Origin of the sequence: Cryobacterium arcticum (assembly GCF_001679725.1) — a bacterium.
GTDB classification, from domain to species: domain Bacteria; phylum Actinomycetota; class Actinomycetes; order Actinomycetales; family Microbacteriaceae; genus Cryobacterium; species Cryobacterium arcticum_A.
The window spans coordinates 102,764-119,673 of record NZ_CP016282.1 but is presented as its reverse complement, the minus strand read 5'-3'; the positions used below and the strand labels follow the sequence as shown (position 1 = coordinate 119,673).

General features: G+C 71.3%; 15 protein-coding genes. 7 read left to right on the top strand and 8 right to left on the bottom strand.

Translation table 11 applies throughout. From position 1 onward, the window contains the following. Positions 1 to 5 precede the first annotated feature (5 nt). Positions 6 to 575, top strand: a complete 570-nt coding sequence (locus tag PA27867_RS00525; protein ID WP_236900778.1) for a YdeI/OmpD-associated family protein — start codon at positions 6 to 8, stop codon at positions 573 to 575. Positions 576 to 720: 145 nt separating this feature from the next. Here PA27867_RS00525 and PA27867_RS00520 read toward each other — a convergent pair whose 3' ends face one another. Both PA27867_RS00520 and PA27867_RS00515 read right to left on the bottom strand, forming a co-directional pair. After that, positions 721 to 1,623: a serine hydrolase gene (locus PA27867_RS00520; RefSeq protein ID WP_236900777.1), complete on the bottom strand. Its 903-nt coding sequence runs from the start codon at positions 1,621 to 1,623 to the stop codon at positions 721 to 723. An 87-nt stretch (positions 1,624 to 1,710) separates the two neighbouring features. After that, on the bottom strand, positions 1,711 to 3,675 hold the full coding sequence (locus PA27867_RS00515; RefSeq protein ID WP_066591714.1) for a M13 family metallopeptidase: 1,965 nt from the start codon (positions 3,673 to 3,675) through the stop codon (positions 1,711 to 1,713). Between the two features lie 139 nt (positions 3,676 to 3,814). Between PA27867_RS00515 and PA27867_RS00510 the strand changes: the two genes are divergently transcribed. After that, the gene (locus PA27867_RS00510; protein ID WP_066591704.1) at positions 3,815 to 4,744 is read left to right on the top strand and encodes an NADP-dependent oxidoreductase; all 930 of its coding nucleotides are present in this window, start codon (positions 3,815 to 3,817) and stop codon (positions 4,742 to 4,744) included. Positions 4,745 to 4,808: 64 nt separating this feature from the next. Here the strand turns inward: PA27867_RS00510 and PA27867_RS00505 are convergent, their stop codons facing one another. After that, entirely contained in the window at positions 4,809 to 6,482 is a 1,674-nt protein-coding gene (locus tag PA27867_RS00505; protein WP_066591701.1) for an ABC transporter permease, read from the bottom strand. Next, positions 6,479 to 7,492 carry an ABC transporter ATP-binding protein gene (locus PA27867_RS00500; protein WP_084020505.1) on the bottom strand — a complete coding sequence of 338 codons (1,014 nt, stop codon included), beginning with the start codon at positions 7,490 to 7,492 and terminating at the stop codon, positions 6,479 to 6,481. Before PA27867_RS00500 ends, PA27867_RS00505 begins: the two co-directional genes overlap by 4 nt. A gap of 120 nt (positions 7,493 to 7,612) precedes the next feature. Here PA27867_RS00500 and PA27867_RS00495 point away from each other — a divergent pair, with 120 nt between their 5' ends. The 4 genes from PA27867_RS00495 to PA27867_RS00480 all read left to right on the top strand — a co-directional run bounded on the left by PA27867_RS00495 (position 7,613) and on the right by PA27867_RS00480 (position 11,696). Next, on the top strand, positions 7,613 to 8,893 hold the full coding sequence (locus PA27867_RS00495) for an MATE family efflux transporter (protein ID WP_257784137.1): 1,281 nt from the start codon (positions 7,613 to 7,615) through the stop codon (positions 8,891 to 8,893). A 22-nt stretch (positions 8,894 to 8,915) separates the two neighbouring features. Further along, the gene (locus tag PA27867_RS00490; RefSeq protein ID WP_066591696.1) at positions 8,916 to 10,148 is read left to right on the top strand and encodes an MFS transporter; all 1,233 of its coding nucleotides are present in this window, start codon (positions 8,916 to 8,918) and stop codon (positions 10,146 to 10,148) included. Between the two features lie 9 nt (positions 10,149 to 10,157). Continuing rightward, the gene (gene nucS / locus PA27867_RS00485) at positions 10,158 to 10,853 is read left to right on the top strand and encodes an endonuclease NucS (RefSeq protein WP_066591693.1); all 696 of its coding nucleotides are present in this window, start codon (positions 10,158 to 10,160) and stop codon (positions 10,851 to 10,853) included. Positions 10,854 to 11,018: 165 nt separating this feature from the next. Then, positions 11,019 to 11,696: an HAD hydrolase-like protein gene (locus tag PA27867_RS00480; RefSeq protein ID WP_066591690.1), complete on the top strand. Its 678-nt coding sequence runs from the start codon at positions 11,019 to 11,021 to the stop codon at positions 11,694 to 11,696. Between the two features lie 145 nt (positions 11,697 to 11,841). On the opposite strand, the gene hxlA is transcribed toward PA27867_RS00480, so the two are convergent. Continuing rightward, the gene (hxlA, locus tag PA27867_RS00475) at positions 11,842 to 12,465 is read right to left on the bottom strand and encodes a 3-hexulose-6-phosphate synthase (RefSeq protein ID WP_066591688.1); all 624 of its coding nucleotides are present in this window, start codon (positions 12,463 to 12,465) and stop codon (positions 11,842 to 11,844) included. 57 nt (positions 12,466 to 12,522) lie between these two features. Beyond that, positions 12,523 to 13,170, bottom strand: coding sequence for a 6-phospho-3-hexuloisomerase (hxlB, locus tag PA27867_RS00470; protein WP_084020504.1), 648 nt, complete (start codon positions 13,168 to 13,170; stop codon positions 12,523 to 12,525). Positions 13,171 to 13,284: 114 nt separating this feature from the next. On the opposite strand from hxlB, the gene PA27867_RS00465 reads away from it, so the two are divergent. Then, positions 13,285 to 14,556, top strand: a complete 1,272-nt coding sequence (locus PA27867_RS00465; RefSeq protein ID WP_066591684.1) for a LuxR C-terminal-related transcriptional regulator — start codon at positions 13,285 to 13,287, stop codon at positions 14,554 to 14,556. 167 nt (positions 14,557 to 14,723) lie between these two features. Here PA27867_RS00465 and PA27867_RS00460 read toward each other — a convergent pair whose 3' ends face one another. Then, positions 14,724 to 16,445 carry a SulP family inorganic anion transporter gene (locus PA27867_RS00460; protein WP_066591680.1) on the bottom strand — a complete coding sequence of 574 codons (1,722 nt, stop codon included), beginning with the start codon at positions 16,443 to 16,445 and terminating at the stop codon, positions 14,724 to 14,726. Beyond that, positions 16,442 to 16,864, bottom strand: coding sequence for an ArsR/SmtB family transcription factor (locus tag PA27867_RS00455; RefSeq protein ID WP_066591676.1), 423 nt, complete (start codon positions 16,862 to 16,864; stop codon positions 16,442 to 16,444). The genes PA27867_RS00460 and PA27867_RS00455 overlap by 4 nt, the downstream gene beginning before the upstream one ends. Positions 16,865 to 16,910: the final 46 nt, after the last annotated feature.

Sequence of the window (16,910 nt, the reverse complement as noted above, 5' to 3'; positions counted from 1 at the left end):
GCGACGTGAGCGCGGAAGCCGCGCGGGTGCATCCGATGGACCGTGCGGACTGGCGAGCCTGGCTGGAGCGGAACCACGCTGTGGCAGCCGGCGTGTGGCTGGTCACCTGGCGCCCGAGCTCGGGGATGCCCGTGCTCTCGTACGAGGACGCGGTGCTGGAGGCCCTCGCCGTGGGCTGGGTGGACAGCAAGGGTGCCCGGCTCGATGACCGGCGCACCATGCTCTACTTCGCCCCGCGGCGGCGCGGAAGCTCCTGGTCCCGGCCGAACAAGCAGCGCATCGAGCGGCTCCGCGCCGAGCGGCTGATGCGGCCGGCCGGCGAAGCGGCGGTGCTCGCGGCCGAGGCGGACGGCTCCTGGAGCCGACTCGACGAGGTGGAGGAGCTCATCGTGCCGGCCGACCTGGCGGAGGCCCTGGCCGGCCACGCCGGAGCGCGGGAGAACTGGGAGGCCTTCCCGCGCTCCCCGCGCCGGGCGATGCTGGAGTGGATCGTGCTGGCCAAGCGTGCGGAGACCCGCGCCGCGCGCATCCGGTCGGTCGCCGAGGCGGCCGCGCGCAACGAGCGCGCCCGCTGACCCTTCTCGGTGGCCGAGCTCGTCGAGGCCCCCGCGAGGTGCTTACGCACCTCTGCCGCGCTTAGCAGGTCGGCTCACCGGGTTTCACAAGCTCAACCAACGAGCGGGGTGGCCTCGATCTCGATGGTCGGCGGCGTGGGGAGGGTCAGTGCACGTATTCGAGCAGGTCGATGCCGAACGAGCGCATGCCGTCGAGCACCGAGAGGCGCGAGGAGAGCGAGTGGTCGTCGAAGAAGATCGACACGGCGTAGGCCACGCCGGCTCGGGGGCCGCGCAGCACGCCCACCTCACTGCGCACCCCGTTGTCGGTGCCGGTCTTGTTCACCAGCAGCACGCCGTGCGAGGGTTCCCGGTGCGCGTGCGGCGAGAAGCCGAAGGCGCTGGCGACCATGGAGAGGTCGGAGTTCAGCGACAGCCAGCCGAGAACCTTCTCGCTGCCTTCTTCGTCGAGGATCTCGCCGCGGGCCAGAGCCGTGAACAGCCAGGTGAGCTCGCGGGCGCTGCCGACCGAGAGGTTGGGGGCGTCGTCGGGTCCGCGGCTGTCCCGCACCAGGTCGAGCAGGCCGGTGCCGGACAGGCCGAGCTCCTCGGTGCGGCGGCGCACGCTCTCCAGGCCCACGGCGCGCAACAGCACATTGGTGGCCAGGTTGTCGTTGGTGGCGCCGACGAGCGCGGCAAGGTCGGCGACCGGAAGCGAGGGGGCCTGCAGGTGCTGCCACAGCCCGGAGCCGTCCACCGAGTCGCGGACGGTGCGGTCGAGGATCGTGTATGCCCCGAAGTCGGCGTCGCGCAGGCGCGAGGCGACCTCGATGAGCAGGAGCACCGTGCCGACACCGGCGGTGGGCATGACGACGTGATCGTCGACGGAGAAAAGCACCCGGCCGGTGGCCAGATCGGTGGCCCGGGCCGAGACCTGGGCGCCGCCCATCGCCAGCTCACCGAGCGACTGGAAGCCGCGCTCGAAACTGGACGGTACCGATGATTCCCGGTGCCTGCCCACGCGTTCGACAGCGTGCCGCGAACGGCGTTCGGATTCCTGTGCTGGCACGACCACTGCTGCTATGTCCTCCGCCTGTCGGTGCTGTTGAGCCCCCGCGAACACACTAGTCCACCGGCCGCCGGCACGTCCCTGGCGCTACCAGATCGTGACGCGCTTCTCCGGGGCCAGCCACGCGGCATCCGTCTCGGTCACGCCGAACGCCGTGTAGTACTCGTCGATGTTGCGCACGATCTGGTTGCAGCGGAACTCGTTGGGCGAGTGCGGGTCGATCGCGAGCAGGCGGATGGCTTCTTCGTCGCGCAGCTTCATCTGCCAGGCCTGAGCCCAGGAGAGGAAGAAGCGCTGGGCGCCGGTGAGGCCGTCGATCACGGGAGGTTCGGCGCCCTCGAGGGAGAGCAGGTAGGCCTTCCAGGCGATGGAGAGGCCGCCGAGGTCGCCGATGTTCTCGCCGATGGTGAGGGCGCCGTTCACGTGATGCTCGGGGACCTGCGCGGGCGCGAGGGCGTCGTACTGCTCGATGAGCGAGGCGGTGCGCTGCTCGAACGCGGTGCGGTCGGCCTCGGTCCACCAGTCGGTGAGACGGCCGTCGCCGTCGTACTTGGACCCCTGGTCGTCGAAGCCGTGGCCGATCTCGTGCCCGATCACGGCGCCGATGGCGCCGTAGTTGGCGGCGGCATCCCGGTTCACGTCGAAGAACGGCACCTGCAGGATCGCGGCGGGGAAGACGATCTCGTTGAAGCCCGGGTTGTAGTACGCGTTGATGGTCTGCGGGGTCATGAACCACTCGTCGCGGTCGAGCGGGTTGCCGATCTTGCCGAGTTCGCGGTGGAACTCGAACTCGCCCGCGGCGCGCACGTTCTTGATCAGGTCGCCCGGGTCGATCGCCAGGGTGGAGTAGTCGCGCCACTTGACCGGGTAGCCGATCTTGGGGGTGAACTTGTCGAGCTTCTCAAGTGCCCGCTCCCGGGTCTGGGCGGTCATCCAGTCCAGGCCGGTGATGCTGGCCCGGTAGGCCTCGACGAGGTAGCCGACCAGCACATCCATGCTGGTCTTGGCGTCGGGCGAGAAGTGCCGTTCGACGTAGATGCGCCCCACGGCCTCGCCGAGGGAGCCCTCCACCAGGGAGACGCCGCGCTTCCAGCGGGCCCGCATCTGTGGCGTGCCGGTGAGGGTGCGGCCGTAGAAGTCGAAGTTGGCCTCGACGAACTCGCTCGAGAGGTAGGAGGCGCTGGAGCGGATGACCTGCCAGCGCAGCCAGTCGCGCCAGGCGTCCAGGCGGTCCTCGGTGAGCATCTCGGCCAGGCCCACGACGAAGCTGGGCTCGCGCACGACGACCTCGGCGAAGGCCGCGGCCGGTGCATCCAGGCCCTCGAGCCAGAGGTCGAGATCGGCCCCCGCGGCGAGCGCGGAGAGCTGGTCCCAGGTCTTGAGGTTGTAGGTCTTCTCGCTGTCGCGGGTGCGCACGTTGTCCCAGTGGTGACTGGCCAGCTCGGTTTCCAGGGCGAAGATGCGCGCTGCGCGGGCCGGGGCGTCGTCGACGCCGGCGAGGGTGAGCATCCGTTCGACGAAGGCCAGGTAGGCCTCGCGCACGCTCGCGAACTTCTCGTCACGGTAGTAGGACTCGTCGGGCAGGCCGAGGCCGGCCTGCTCGACGAAGACCAGGTAGCGCTCGGGGTTGCCCGGGTCGTTGTCGACGTAGAGCTGGAAGGTGCCGGCGACGCCCACGCGCTCAAGGCGGCCCAGGGTGGCCAGGAACACCGGCACGCTGCTGATGCCGTCGACGGTGGCGAGGTCGGCCGCGAGGGGCGTCGCCCCGAGCTTCTCGATGTGTTCCTCGTCCATGAAGCTGGCGTAGAGGTCGCCGAACTTGCGCTCCTCTGTTCCCGGCTCGGCGGTCTGCGCCTCGAGGATGATCTCCTGCACGGCCTTCTCCGCCTCTTCGGCCAGGAGGTAGAACGAGCCCCAGCGGGCCTTGTCCTCGGGGATCTCGGTGCGGGCGATCCACTTGCCGTTCACGTGGCGGAAGAGGTCGTCCTGCGGGCGCACGCCCGGGTCGAGTTCGTCGGTGTCGATTCCGGATGCAGTCGCCTGATCAGTCATCGCACCAGCCTAAACCTCGTGCTGGGTATTTCCCCCGGAGTGGGACCATCGGCCGTGGTGGCGGGTGCGGCGGGCGTGGGAGCATGAGCCAGGACGGCGCTCCAGACGGGCCGCCATCGAACCGACCCAGGAGATTCCCATGCGCGTCATCACACTGCCCGAGTTCGGCTCCGCTCTCGAACTGATCGAGATTGACACCCCCCAGCCACAGAACGGGGAGGTGCGCGTGCGTGTGCACGCCGCATCCGTCAACGGTTTCGACCTGGCCGTGGCCGCCGGCTCTCTCGACGGGGTGCTCGAGCACCGCTTCCCCGTGGTGCTCGGCAAGGACTTCGCCGGCGTCGTGGACGCGCTCGGCGAGGGCGTCACCGACTACGCGGTGGGCGACCGGGTCTTCGGCGTGGTCACCAAGGCACACGTGGGCGACGGCTCGTTCGGCGAGTTCGTCACCGTGCCCACCGCGACCGGGCTGGCCAAGCTGCCGGTCGAGGTCGACTTCGCCCGGGGCGCCGCGCTCGGCCTGGCCGGCACCGCCGCCCAGGCCGCGGTGGATGCCGCCGAGCTGACCGAGGGAAGCACCGTGCTGATCGTGGGCGCCACCGGAGGCGTGGGCAACCAGGCCGTGCAGTTGGCCGTCGCCGCCGGCGCCACCGTGATCGCCACCGCCCGCACCGCTCTGGGCATCGCCCAGGTGCGCATGCTCGGCGCCACCGAGATCGTGGACCACACCCAGAACATCTCCCAGGCGGTGCGCACCCTGCACGCCGACGGCGTGGACGTGGTGCTGCACTTCGCGGGCGACGCGGCCACCGTGCTGCCGGCGCTCCGCTCCGGCGGCAGGTTCGTCTCCACCCTGATCGCCTCGCCCGAGCAGCTGAGCGTCGTCGACGCCGTCGTGGTGCCGATCTACGCCGACCCCACCCCCGCGGTGCTCGGCCGCCTGGCCGACAGCCTGGCCGCCGGCCGCACTTCCGTGACCGTGCAGGGCAGCTACGCGCTGGCGGATGTGGCCGACGCCTTCGAGGCCTTCAGCGACGGAGCCCGCGGCAAGCTCGTCATCCTGCCGTAGCCGGGCTCAGGGTCGGCCGAAGGGCGCCCTCGGCATCCGGCGGCCCGGCACGTCCCACACCGAATCATGGGGCGAGGTCGCGCCGCCGGATGCCGGTGGCCGCCAACCCGGCCAGCAGCACGGCGAGCGCGCTCATCCACCATGCACCGCTCCAGTCCGGCGCCGCGTCCGCCACAACCGGGGTGTGGCTGAACGGGGACAGGTCTTGCAGCCACTGGGGCAGGTTGAGAAGGTCGCCGAACTGGCCGAGCATCACCGCGGCCACCAGCACGCCCCAGCTCAGCCCGATGCTCAGGCGAGGCAGTACCGCTATGAGTAGGGCCGTGAGTGTGAGAAGCAGCACGGCGGCGGGCAACTGGGCGGCGCCGGCCTGCAGCACGCTCACGATCCGGTCGCCGGGATCCGCCGAACGGGTCAGGCCCAGCGCGGCGCCCGCCACGGCTGTCGCGAGCACCAGCAGGATCGCGGCCAGGCCGATGAGCAGGTGGTCGAGTAGCCAACGGATGCGGCCCAGGCGCGTGCCGAGCAGAACCTCGGCCGTGCCGGCGGCCTCCTCCTGGCGCATCCGGAGCATGGCCTGGATTCCGGAGGCCGCGGCGAGCACCCCGATGAGGCTGAACAGGGTGGCCGTGAACAGGTCGATGATGGCGCCGCGACCACCGGCCAGGCGCACCAGCACCCCCTGAAAGGCGGGGTTGTCCTCCATGACGGTGACGACGGTCTCGCCCAGACTGCCGGCGATCAAGCCGAATACCAGCCCGGTGATCACCCAGCCGAGTATTGCCGGCCACTGCAGCCGCCAGGCCAGGCCCAGCGAGCCGTTGAGCCAGGGGCGTGCGCCGGCGCGGCCGGCCCGCTCGGCGATGACACTCGACCCGGCATCGCGGGTGGACTGCAGCAGCACGGCGACGCTCACGAATACGGCGGCGGCGGCAAGAAGCAGCAGCAGCGGGGCCGGCGAATTCTCCGTGAACGCACGGGTGCGCTGGCCCCAGCCGATCGGCGACAGCCAGCTCGGCCAGGCGCTGGTCAGGCTGAGGCCGTCCGCGGACGGAGTGCCACCCGCGTCTCCCACGGCGCGTAGCGCGTATGCGACCCCGACGATGACGGCGGCCAATCCGTTGGCGCCGCGGGAGGTGCGCATCAACTGGGCCGAGACCAGGCCCACTCCGAGGAAGACGATGGAGGTCCCGGTCAGCGCGGCTCCCATCATGGCCGACCCGGCGGGGTCAAGCCCGGCCGCAGCCACCGCCACTCCCACCGCGACACCGACCAGACAGCCGACGATGACTCCGTGTACCACGGTGGCCACGAGGGGCACCTGCCGGCTCGCCGGGGTGGCTCCGATCAGCTCGGACCGACCGGTCTCCTCCTCGGCCCGGGAGTGCCGCACCGCGAGGAAGGTAGACATGAGCGCCGTCGCCACGGCGAGGTTCGCGAAGACCTGGAAGAAGACCACAGCGCCATCGCTCGTGCCGCGCGGCTCGCCGCGCAACATCAGGATGGTGGGGGTGCCCACGATCACCCGCACCAGCTCGTCCCGCTGGGCCGGGGAGCCGAGGCTGGCCGGCACCGCGATCGCGCTGAGCAGGGCGAAGGCGCCCAAGGCCAGGACCCAGAGGGGCACCTGCACGCGGTCGCGGCGCAGCCGCAGCTGCAGCATCGGCCAGAGCGTCGACGTGGCGGAAACGGCCCCGGTGGCTTCCGTGGCGTCTCCGGCGACGGATGGCGTGGTCATGGACGGCGCCGGTGGTGTGCCGGCGCAACGGCCTCGGATCCGGCCGGAACCGCCGCGGCGCCGGGTGCCCGGCCGTCCGTGGCCGCGCCGGCGCCGGACCCATCACCGTAGTGGCGGAGGAACAGGCTCTCCAGGGTGGGCTCGGCAACCGTGAGCGCCTGCACCCGCAGTTCGGCCAGCACCGGGAGGAGTGCGGGGAGCGTGCCGCCGTCGACGGTGAAGCCGATCCGGCCCTCGGTCAGTGCGAGGTCGTGTGCGCCCGGCAGCCGGGCGGCCAGGGAGGGCAGGTCGGCGGGGGCCACCCCCGCGGCGGCGAAGGCAACCTCGGTGCGGGTGAGGTGGCGAAGCTCCCCCAGTGTTCCGGTCTCGATGACGCGGCCGGCCCGGATGATGCTCACCCTGTCGCAGAGCCGTTCGACCTCGCTGAGGATGTGACTGGAGAGCAGGACCGTGGCGCCTGCATTCGTCGCCGCGGCGACCTCGGCCCGGAAGACGGCGTCCATCAGCGGGTCGAGGCCCGAGGTGGGTTCGTCGAGGATCAGCAGATCGGCAGGCACCGCCAGAGCCGCGACGAGCGCCACCTTCTGCCGGTTGCCTGTCGAGTAGGTGCGGCCCTTCCGCCCGGGGTCGAGCTGGAATCGCTCGAGGAGCTCGCTGCGGCGCGCCCGGAAGGCCGGGTCGGTGGTTCGCGCGCCGCGCAGCCGGGCGAGCAGGTCGACGGTCTCGCCGCCGGAGAGGTTGGGCCAGAGGCTCACGTCGCCCGGAACGTAGGCGATCCGCCGGTGCAGGGCCACGGCATCCGCCCAGGGATCATGGCCGAACACCGTAGCCGAACCGCCGCCGCCGCGCATCAGGCCGAGCAGGATGCGGATCGTGGTGGACTTGCCCGCGCCGTTGGGGCCGACGAAGCCGTGCACCTCGCCCTCGGCCACCGACAGGTCGAGGCCGGCGAGGGCCGGCACCCGGCCGAACCGTTTGGTGAGATCACGCGTCTGAACAACAGGGTCCATGCGCGTGAGGATACGCCCGAATGGGGGCGGGGGTGCTCCCGCGTCGGCGCGGCTAACTAGAGTCGAAGAATCAGACTTCTACGCCCTCAACCCATCGACCGGGAGATCCTCCGGCTGGCCGTGCCTGCCCTCGGGGCCCTCGTGGCCGAACCGATGTTCCTGCTGGCCGACTCGGCCATGGTCGGGCACCTGGGAGCCGTGCCCCTGGCCGGGCTCGGGCTGGCCAGTGCGGTGCTGCAGACGATCATCGGGCTGATGGTGTTCCTCGCGTACAGCACCACGCCCGCCGTGGCCCGCTGGCTGGGCGCGGGCGACCGGCGCCGCGCGGTGGCCGTGGGCATCGACGGGCTCTGGCTGGCGCTGGGCCTGGGGCTCGCGCTGGCCGCGGCAGGCTGGTTCGCGGCCCCCGGACTCGTCGCCCTGTTCGGCGCCGAACCCGCGGTCACCGCAGCTGCCGCGGACTACCTGGGGCTGTCGATGCTCGGGGTGCCGGCCATGCTGTTGGTCTTCGCCGCCACCGGTCTGCTCCGCGGGCTGCAGGACACCCGCACACCGCTCTGGGTCGCGGGCCTGGGCTTCCTGGTCAACATCCTGCTCAACCTCTGGTTCATCTACGGGCTGGGCCTGGGCCTGGTCGGCTCGGCGCTGGGCACGGTGATCGCCCAGTGGGGCATGGTGGCCGTCTACCTCGTGGTGGTCGGGCGGCATGCCCGCCGGGAGCGCGCGCCGCTCCGGCCGCACCGCGCGGGTCTGCTCCGCGGGGCGTCCAGCGGAGGCTGGCTGTTCCTGCGCACCGCGAGCCTGCGCGCGGCCATGCTGCTGGCCGTGTTCGTGGCCACCAGCCTGGGCTCGCCGGAGCTGGCGGCGTTCCAGATCGCGATGACCCTCTTCGCCACGCTGGCGTTCGCCCTCGACGCCCTCGCCATCGCCGCCCAGGCGCTGGTGGGCCGAGGCCTCGGCGCCGGGGATGCCGAACAGGTTCGCCGGGTGCTGCGCCGGTGCCTGGAGTGGGGCATCGGCGGGGGCGTGCTGCTCGGCCTCATCATGATCGCCGTCAGCGGCGTGCTCGGCGGCGTCTTCACCGGTGCCACCGAGGTCACCGAACTGCTGCCGCCGACCCTGATCGTGCTGGGCCTGTCGGTGCCGCTTGGCGGCCTGGTCTTCGTGCTCGACGGTGTGTTGATCGGCGCGGGCGACGCGCGCTATCTCGCCCTCAGCGGCCTGGTCAATCTCGCCGCCTTCCTGCCGCTGGCGGGGGCCGTGCTGCTCTGGGCGCCCAGCGGGGCGGTCGGATTGGCCTGGCTGATGGCCGCCTTCGTCTTCGGTTTCCTGGGCGCCCGCGCGGTGACCCTCTCCCTGCGCGCCCGCGGCACCCGCTGGGTGCGCCTCGGCGCCCGGTAACGCCCCGTTGTAGCGTGGGGGAATGACGGAGACACTGGCGCGGCGCGAACTCACCCGGTGGCGCACCAGCGTGTTCGCTCTGTTCTTCGTGAGCGGGCTCGGCCTCGCCTCGTGGGTGTCCCGCATCCCCACCGTGCGGGACGACCTGGCGCTCCGCACCGACCAGGTGGGACTGCTCATCTTCGGGCTCTCGGCCGGCTCGGTCATCGGCCTGGTTTCAGCGGTCTGGCTGCTGGCGGCGCTGGGCGCCCGCCGGGCCATGGTGCTCTGCGTCGCCGTCTCGTCGACCGGTCTGGTGGTCGTCGGCACCGCCGCCACCCTCTGGGGGTCGGCGCCGCTCGCCTTCGCCGGCCTGGCCCTGGTCGGCTTCGGCCTGGGGTCACTCGACGTGATGATGAACGTGGAAGGCGCCGCGGTCGAACGCGAGCTCGGCGTCACCCTGATGCCGCTGCTGCACGCCTGCTTCAGCCTGGGCACCGTCGCCGGCGCGCTGCTCGGCGCGGGAGCCGCGGCCGCGGGTGTGGCCGTGGCCGGCCATCTCGGCCTCATCGCCGTGCTCGCGGTGGCGACGGCGGCGATCGCGGTTCGGTTCGTGCCGCTCCGGCCCACCCTCGGCGACGCCGCCTCCACCGACGATCACACCGTCGTGCGGCCGAACTGGCGTGAGCGGATGCGCACGAGCCTGGCCGTCTGGCGCGACTCGAGCATCCTGCTGATCGGGGTGATCGTGCTCGGCATGACCTTCGCCGAGGGGTCGGCCAGCGACTGGCTGGCCCTGGCCGTGGTGGACGGCCACGGGCAGAGTGACGCGACCGGGGCCCTGGTCTTCGGCGTCTTCGTGACGGCGATGACCGTGGGCCGGGTGGCCGGCGGGCCGGTGCTCGACCGGCTGGGCCGGGTGCCGGTGCTACGAGCCTGCTCGGCGCTGGGTGTCGCCGGGCTGCTGCTGGTGATCCTCGCCCCCTCCACGCCGCTGCTCATCGTGGGCACCGTGCTCTGGGGGCTTGGTGCGTCGCTGGGGTTCCCTGTCGGCATGTCGGCCGCGGCCGACGACACCGCGAACGCGGCCGCCCGGGTGAGCGCCGTCGCCATGATCGGGTATTTCGCCTTCCTGGTCGGCCCACCCGTGCTGGGCCTGATCGGCGAGCAGTGGGGCATCCTGAACGCCCTGTACGTGATCGTGCTGCTCATGGCGGTGGCCGGACTGGCCGCCCCGGCCGCCCGCGAGCGCGCGAGCACCCGCGCCGCCGGTTAAGCTCGTTCAGTGCGCCTCGTAATAGCCCAGTGTTCAGTTGACTACGCCGGACGACTCAGCGCGCATTTGCCGCTGGCCACCCGCCTGCTCATGCTCAAGTCCGACGGCAGCCTGCTCGTGCACTCCGACGGCGGCTCCTACAAACCGTTGAACTGGATGAGCCCGCCGTGCAGCCTGGCCGTCTCGCAGCCCGACGAGCTGCAGGTGGAGGCCGGCATCACCGAGCTGTGGACGGTGACGCACGCCAAGACCGCCGACCAGCTCATCGTGAGCATCTACGAAGTGCAGCACGACTCCGCGCACGAGCTCGGCGTCGACCCCGGCCTGATCAAGGACGGCGTCGAGGCGCACCTGCAGAAGCTGCTCGCCGAGCACATCCACCTGCTCGGCGACGGCCACACCTTGGTGCGCCGCGAGTACATGACGGCGATCGGTCCGGTCGACATCCTGGCCCGGGATGCCTCGGGCGCGTCGGTGGCCGTGGAGCTCAAGCGCCGCGGAGACATCGATGGCGTCGAACAGCTCACCCGCTACCTCGAGCTGATGAACCGCGACCCGCACCTGGCGCCCGTGGTGGGCGTGTTCGCTGCGCAGCAGATCAAGCCGCAAGCGCGGATGCTGGCCGAGGACCGTGGCATCCGCTGCCTGGTGCTCGACTATGACGCCATGCGCGGCCTGGACGACACGGCCTCGAAGCTCTTCTAGCCAAACCTGTTTCCCGCGCGGACAATTGGTCCTGGCGCACCGCGCGGAAAAGTCCGGACTGGCAACAATTACCGCAGGTCGCGGGCGGGAGACGGCTGGGAATGGCGTGTCGCTCATACCCTGATCAAGCCTCACATGCAAGGGTTTGCTCCTTACGGCCCTAAGATGTTGCGAGTGAACCCCACCTTGACGCGCACCTGGAGCGCCATCCTCTTCGACCTCGACGGAACCATCACGGACTCCGCCCCGGCCATCACGAACTCGTTGGCCCGCACCTTCTCCCTGCTCGGCCGCCCGGTTCCCTCCGACACCGAGCTGATGGCCTACGTCGGCCCGCCCCTGCTTGCCGCCTTCGGCGAGTACGCCGGTATGACCCCCGACGAGGCCCTCGAGGCCCTCGCCGTCTACCGCGCCGACTACCAGGGCCCCGCCTCGCTGGACACCGCGGTGTACCCGGGCGTCGCCGGCCTGCTCGAGCGCATCCACGAGGCCGGCATCCCGCTTGGGCTGGCCACGAGCAAGCCCGAGCACACCGCCATCGCGATTCTCGAGCACTTCGAACTGGCCCAGTACTTCACCGTCATGGTCGGCGCCACCGAGAACGAGACCCGCAGCGCCAAGGCCGACATCGTCGAGGAGGCGCTCGTGCGCTTCGCCGCGGCCGGCGTGGACACTTCCGCGGTCGTCATGGTGGGCGACCGCAGCTACGACGCCGAGGGCGCCGCGGCCAACGGGGTCCCCACGATCCTCGTCGAGTGGGGCTACGGCTCCCCCGCGGAGGCCGCGCTGGCCACCGCCGTCGTGCACTCCACCGATCAGCTCGGCAAACTGCTGCTCGGCTGACCAGCCCCAGTTGCCGCAAAGTGCCCCTTCACGCATCGTGAAGGGGCACTTTTTCGCGGTTCAGCGAGGTCGTCCTCGCTGAGGTGCCGCATCCTGCCCTCTCAGCAGCGCTGAGAGGGGCTTTCGGCGCGACTCGCCGCTGCGGTTAGGCGATGGCGGCGCGCAGCTCGGCGGCCGCGGCGGCCGGGTCGGCGGCGCTGTAGATGGCGCTGCCAGCGACGGCGACGGATGCTCCGGCGCGCTGCACCGAGGCGATGGTCGAGACGGAGACCCCGCCGGCCAGGGAGAACGGCACCTTGGCGGTCTCGCCGGCTTCGAGGAGGGTGTCCAGGGAGAAACCGTCCTCGGCCTGCTCGTCCAGGCCCGCGTGCATCTCCACGAAGACGGCGCCGAGCGCGGTGACCTCGCGGGCACGGGTGACCTTGTCCGCCACGCCGATCAGGTCCACGACGATGCCCTTGTTGTGCTTGGTCGCGGCCGCGACCGCACCGGTGATGGTGCTGTCGCCGGCCGTGCCGAGCACGGTGACGAGGTCGGCGCCGGCCGTGAAGGCGAGGTCGGCCTCGAGCTCGCCGGCATCCATGGTCTTGAGATCGGCGAACACGATCTTGTCGGGGTGCGCCTGCTTGATGGCCGTGACGGCGCGCATGCCCTCGGCCTTGATGAGGGGCGTGCCGAGCTCGATGATGTCGACGTGCGGGGCGACCTGGCCGGCCAGGGTCAGCGCGTCGGCGGTGGTGAGAACATCCATTGCAACCTGAAGCTTCATGGGGATCTGCTTTCTGTCTATCGGTGGGTCATGCGGAAAAGTGGGGGGGAAGCGGGGCTACTCGAGGTTGGCGTGCCGCGGCCAGAGCTCGGCGGCAGAGATTCCGGATGCCTGCCACAGTGTGTGGAAGACGGCGTCGCCGAGAAGGAGCACGGCCTGCTCGAACAGGCCGCCGGAGTACTGCTCCGACCGGGTGCCCCCGTGGTCCTGCTTCTCAGCGGCGGGAACGAGCACCGTGACGTCGGCCAGGCCGGCCAGCGGGGAGGATGCGGCCGTCGTGAGGGCCAACACGGTCGCGCCCACTTCGTGCGCGGTCTCGGCCGCCCGCACGATGCCGGCCGTGCTGCCGGAACCGCTGGCGGCCAGGAGCACATCGGTGGCCGTGATCGCGGGGGTGGTGACGTCGCCGACCACGTGTACGCGCAGGCCGAGGTGCATCAGGCGCATGGCGGTCATCTTGAGCGCCAGTCCCGACCGGCCGGCGCCGAGCACGAAGATCCGGTCGGCCGTGCGCAGACTGTCGGCCACCGCATCGAGGTTCGCGGCGGCGTCGGAGTTCGCCGCGGTGTCGGCGGTGTCGGCGGTGTCGGCGGTGCCGGCCGGCGTGGTCAGGCGTGCGGCCAGCGCCGTGTTCTCGGCCAGGATCGTCTGGAGCGACGAGAGCACGCCGGCAACGGGAGGGTGGAGGGGTTCGGTGCGGGCCATCCCTCTATGGTTGCCGCCGAAGGGTGGGCATGCGGCCCACCGAACGGGGAGCCGTCCTACCCGGACGGGTAGGGCCGGGCGGGACGGGCCGCGGATTCCGGATAGGCTGATCCGATGAAAGCGCTCGGAACGTCCCGTTCGATCGAACTGCTCGGCTCCCTGCAGACCGTGGTCGCCAGCCCCCTGCCCGAGATCGCGGGCCACTTCTCCGAGCTGTTGCGGCCCCTCCTCGGCCACAGCGCCCTGGTGATCTTCACCGAGGACTGCACCGGCCGGCCGCAGAAGAAGGCCGGCGACAAGGCGATCATCGACGAGGTCACGCTGCCCGAGCTGGACGCCGTGCGCCGCGCCCTGGCTGCCGACGACTCCGACCCGTGGGGCCGGCGGGCCGTGATCGGCGGCTCCGACCGCCCGATCACGGCGTGGACCGCGTCGACGGGCGCCCTGCTGGTGCTCACCGACCCCGAGCTCACGGCCGCCGGCGCCGCAGACCCCGAATCGACCCTGGCCATGATCGACCGGCTCTGGCAGCTCGTGGCCACGAGCATCCGCCAGCAGGTCGCGGCGGCCGCCCCCGCCTACCTGCAGGACTCCCGGGCGGCGTCGGCCGAGCGCGCCAAGCTCATCGCCGACCTCACGGATGCCCACTCGACCACGCTCGAGTCGCTGCTGGCGGTGCTCCGCGCCCCGAGTGTGAGCGCCGAGGCCGCCCGCCAGACCGCGATCGAACTGGCGGCCAGCGCCATGGTCAGCCTGCGGGCGGTGTCCGACCGGGACCGCTCGCTGGCCGAGGAACCGGTGGCGCAGGCCTTCGCGCGGCTGCGCGACGACCTGCGGCCCCTCGTGCGGTTCGGCGACCTCGACGTGCAGTTCATTGAGCCGCCCGCGAACGGGCGCGCCCTGCCCGGCGAGGTGGCCCACGCCGGCCGGGCGATCGTGCGCGGCGCCGTGCTCGCCCTGGTCGAGCAGTCCGGGGTGAGCCGGGTGCGGGTGCAGTGGGATTGCGACGGCAGCAACCTGCTCATCCAGATCCGCGACGACGGCGCCGGCGCCCTCACGGCCGACTCCCCCGGCGTCAGCCCGCTCACGGGCCGGGTGGCCGCGCTCGGCGGCAGCTTCGACGTGCAGGCCACGGCCGGCTGGGGCTCGGAGTTGACGGTCTCACTGCCACTGGATGCGCCCCTGGCGCCGCTCAGCCCCGCCGCGGAGTGGGGACTGAGCCCGCGCGAGCAGGGCGTCCTGGCCCTGGTGGCCTCCGGCGCCCGCAACAAGGCCATCGCGGCCGAACTGGTGATCAGCGAGAACACCGTGAAGTTCCACGTGGCGAACCTGCTGCGCAAGGTGGGTGCGTCCACTCGCTCCGAGCTGGCCGCGCTGGCGCGCTGACCGCCCGCCGCCCGTCATCGCACCCGAACGGACGGCAGGTAAGCAGAAAAAAAGAAAAGCGGCAGCAAAGAGGAAGCGATCTCCGATCGCGTCCTCTTAACCGCACTTTTGCCTCTGGAGCCTGCGGCTCGGCAGACCAGGGCGGGCGCAGAGGCTCCGCGAACCACCTAGTCCCGGGGCAACCGGATGGTCGAGGTCCAGCCGAAGTCGGCCGCATCCGTGCCGCCGCCGGCCACAGCGGCCCGGCTGACGTGGCTGCGGGCGTGCTCGATCGCCGCGTCGAGGTCGGTGAACAGGTGGTTGCGGTGCCGCAGCGACGTGATCACGCCCACCCGGGTGACGAGCTTGAGGTGCCGCGGCTGGATGCCCTTGACGAGCACGGTGATACCGCGGCGTTCGAGCGCCTGGATCATCTCGGTGATCACCCGGGCTCCGGTGGCATCGAGGATCTGCAGCTGCGACATGCGGATGATCACGACGGTGATGTGGCTGGTCTGGTTGACGCGTTCGAGCATCCGCTCGGCCGCCCCGAAGAACAGGGCGCCGTCGAGCCGGAACAGGGCGATGCGCTCGTCCCCGGGCTGGGGCTCGCCGGGCAGTTCCTCGCGGTGCACGCCGCTGGAGGCCGACACCGACCGCAGCGCGAAGAATCCCGCCACCAGGATGCCGATGCCCACGGCCACGATGAGGTCGACCGACACCGTCACGAGAGCGGTGATCACGAAGACCGTGGCATCGGAGCCCGTTGAGCCGATGATGCTGCGCACAGTGGCGACCGAGATCATCCGCGCCGCGGTCATCATGAGCACCCCGGATAGCGCCGCGAGCGGGATCTGCGAGACGACCCCGGTGGCCAGGTAGACCACGCCGATCAGCACGATCGAGTGCACGATGGCCGCCAGCCGGGTGCGGCCGCCCGAACGGATGTTGACCGCAGTGCGCGCGATGGCGCCCGTGGCCGGCATGCCGCCGAAGAAGCCCGAGGCGATGGAAGCCAGCCCCTGGCCGACGAGTTCGCGGTCGGCGTCGTACGGGCCGGTGTCGGAGAGCGTCACAGCAACCCGGGCCGAGAGCAGCGATTCGATGGCGGCCAGCGCGGCGATGGTGAGCGCGGGCCCCACCAGCGAGCCCAGGGTGCCCAGGTCGAACTGCGGAAGCATGGGCGAGGGCAGCGAGCTCGGCAGCTCGCCGATGCGGGCCAGCGGCAGGTCGGCGAGGTTGGCGATGACGGTGACCACGATGATGGCCACGATCGAGCCCGGCAGCTTCTTGTGCACCAGCGGGGCCAGCAGCATGATCGCCGCGACGAGGAGCACCATGCCAACGGGCACGATCACGGTGGACCAGTCAACGGTCTGGAAGGACTGCACGGCGGCCACGAAGGCGTTGCTGCTCGCGCCGGCCTTCGACCCGATCGCGGCAGGCACCTGCTGCAGGAAGATGATGACGGCGATACCGAGGGTGAAGCCCTCGATCACCGGCCAGGGGATGAAGGTGACGGCGCGGCCGAGCTTGAGGGCGCCGGCGGCAATGACGACGAGGCCCGCCATGAGGCTGAGCACCGCCACGACACCCACGCCGTGCGCGGCGACGACCGGGCCGAGCACCACGACCATGGCGCCGGTGGGGCCGGAGACCTGGATGTTGGAGCCGCCGAACACGGCCGCGATGACGCCTGCCACGATGGCGGTGATGAGGCCGCTCTCGGCCCCGGCGCCGGAACTGACGCCGAACGCGAGGGCGAGCGGGAGCGCGATGATGCCCACCGTGAGGCCGGCGACGATGTCGCCGCGCCAGGTGCGCTTCACGTCGCGGTAGTCCTGCCAGCTGGGCAGCAGCGCCCGCAGGTAGCGGCCGGTGCGGCCCGCGGCGGTGCCGATGGCACTCATCGGGTCACCGCGTCGCTCGACGCGGCACCGGCGGAAACCAGGCTGGGCAACCCCACGGTGTTGGCCAGGTTCTGCTGGGTGGTCTCGAGGATCTCGACGAGCAGTTGGCGGGCCACCGCGAGCAGGTCGGCGACCTGCGGGTAGGCCAGCCGGTAGAAGACGAGGCTGCCGCGGCGCTCGGCCAGCACCAGGTTGTGCCGGCGCAGCACTGACAGGTGCTGGGAGAGGTGCGAGGCCTCCAGCCCGGTGTCGGTGAGCAGGTCGGTCACCGACAGGTCGCCGGTGGCGTTCGCGAGAACTTCGAGCACCCGCACCCGCACCGGATGCGCCAGCCCCTTGAACAGGTTGGCCTTCACCTCATAGAGGGGGCGGTTCGCATCCGTGAAGGTGTCATTGAAGGTCTGACTCAGCGGTTCCATAAATTCATCATATCGCGCATCCGTGCGAGCCGACCGGACCTTGGTC

Coding starts and splice junctions, on each gene's coding strand:
- PA27867_RS00500 (WP_084020505.1), bottom strand. CDS start 7,492: ATGGACCCTGTTGTTCAGACGCGTGATCTCACCAAACGGTTCGGCCGG.
- PA27867_RS00460 (WP_066591680.1), bottom strand. CDS start 16,445: ATGAGTGCCATCGGCACCGCCGCGGGCCGCACCGGCCGCTACCTGCGG.
- PA27867_RS00510 (WP_066591704.1), top strand. CDS start 3,815: ATGCGCGTCATCACACTGCCCGAGTTCGGCTCCGCTCTCGAACTGATC.
- PA27867_RS00515 (WP_066591714.1), bottom strand. CDS start 3,675: ATGACTGATCAGGCGACTGCATCCGGAATCGACACCGACGAACTCGAC.
- hxlB (WP_084020504.1), bottom strand. CDS start 13,170: ATGGCCCGCACCGAACCCCTCCACCCTCCCGTTGCCGGCGTGCTCTCG.
- PA27867_RS00505 (WP_066591701.1), bottom strand. CDS start 6,482: ATGACCACGCCATCCGTCGCCGGAGACGCCACGGAAGCCACCGGGGCC.
- PA27867_RS00490 (WP_066591696.1), top strand. CDS start 8,916: ATGACGGAGACACTGGCGCGGCGCGAACTCACCCGGTGGCGCACCAGC.
- PA27867_RS00480 (WP_066591690.1), top strand. CDS start 11,019: ATGTTGCGAGTGAACCCCACCTTGACGCGCACCTGGAGCGCCATCCTC.
- PA27867_RS00465 (WP_066591684.1), top strand. CDS start 13,285: ATGAAAGCGCTCGGAACGTCCCGTTCGATCGAACTGCTCGGCTCCCTG.
- PA27867_RS00455 (WP_066591676.1), bottom strand. CDS start 16,864: ATGGAACCGCTGAGTCAGACCTTCAATGACACCTTCACGGATGCGAAC.
- hxlA (WP_066591688.1), bottom strand. CDS start 12,465: ATGAAGCTTCAGGTTGCAATGGATGTTCTCACCACCGCCGACGCGCTG.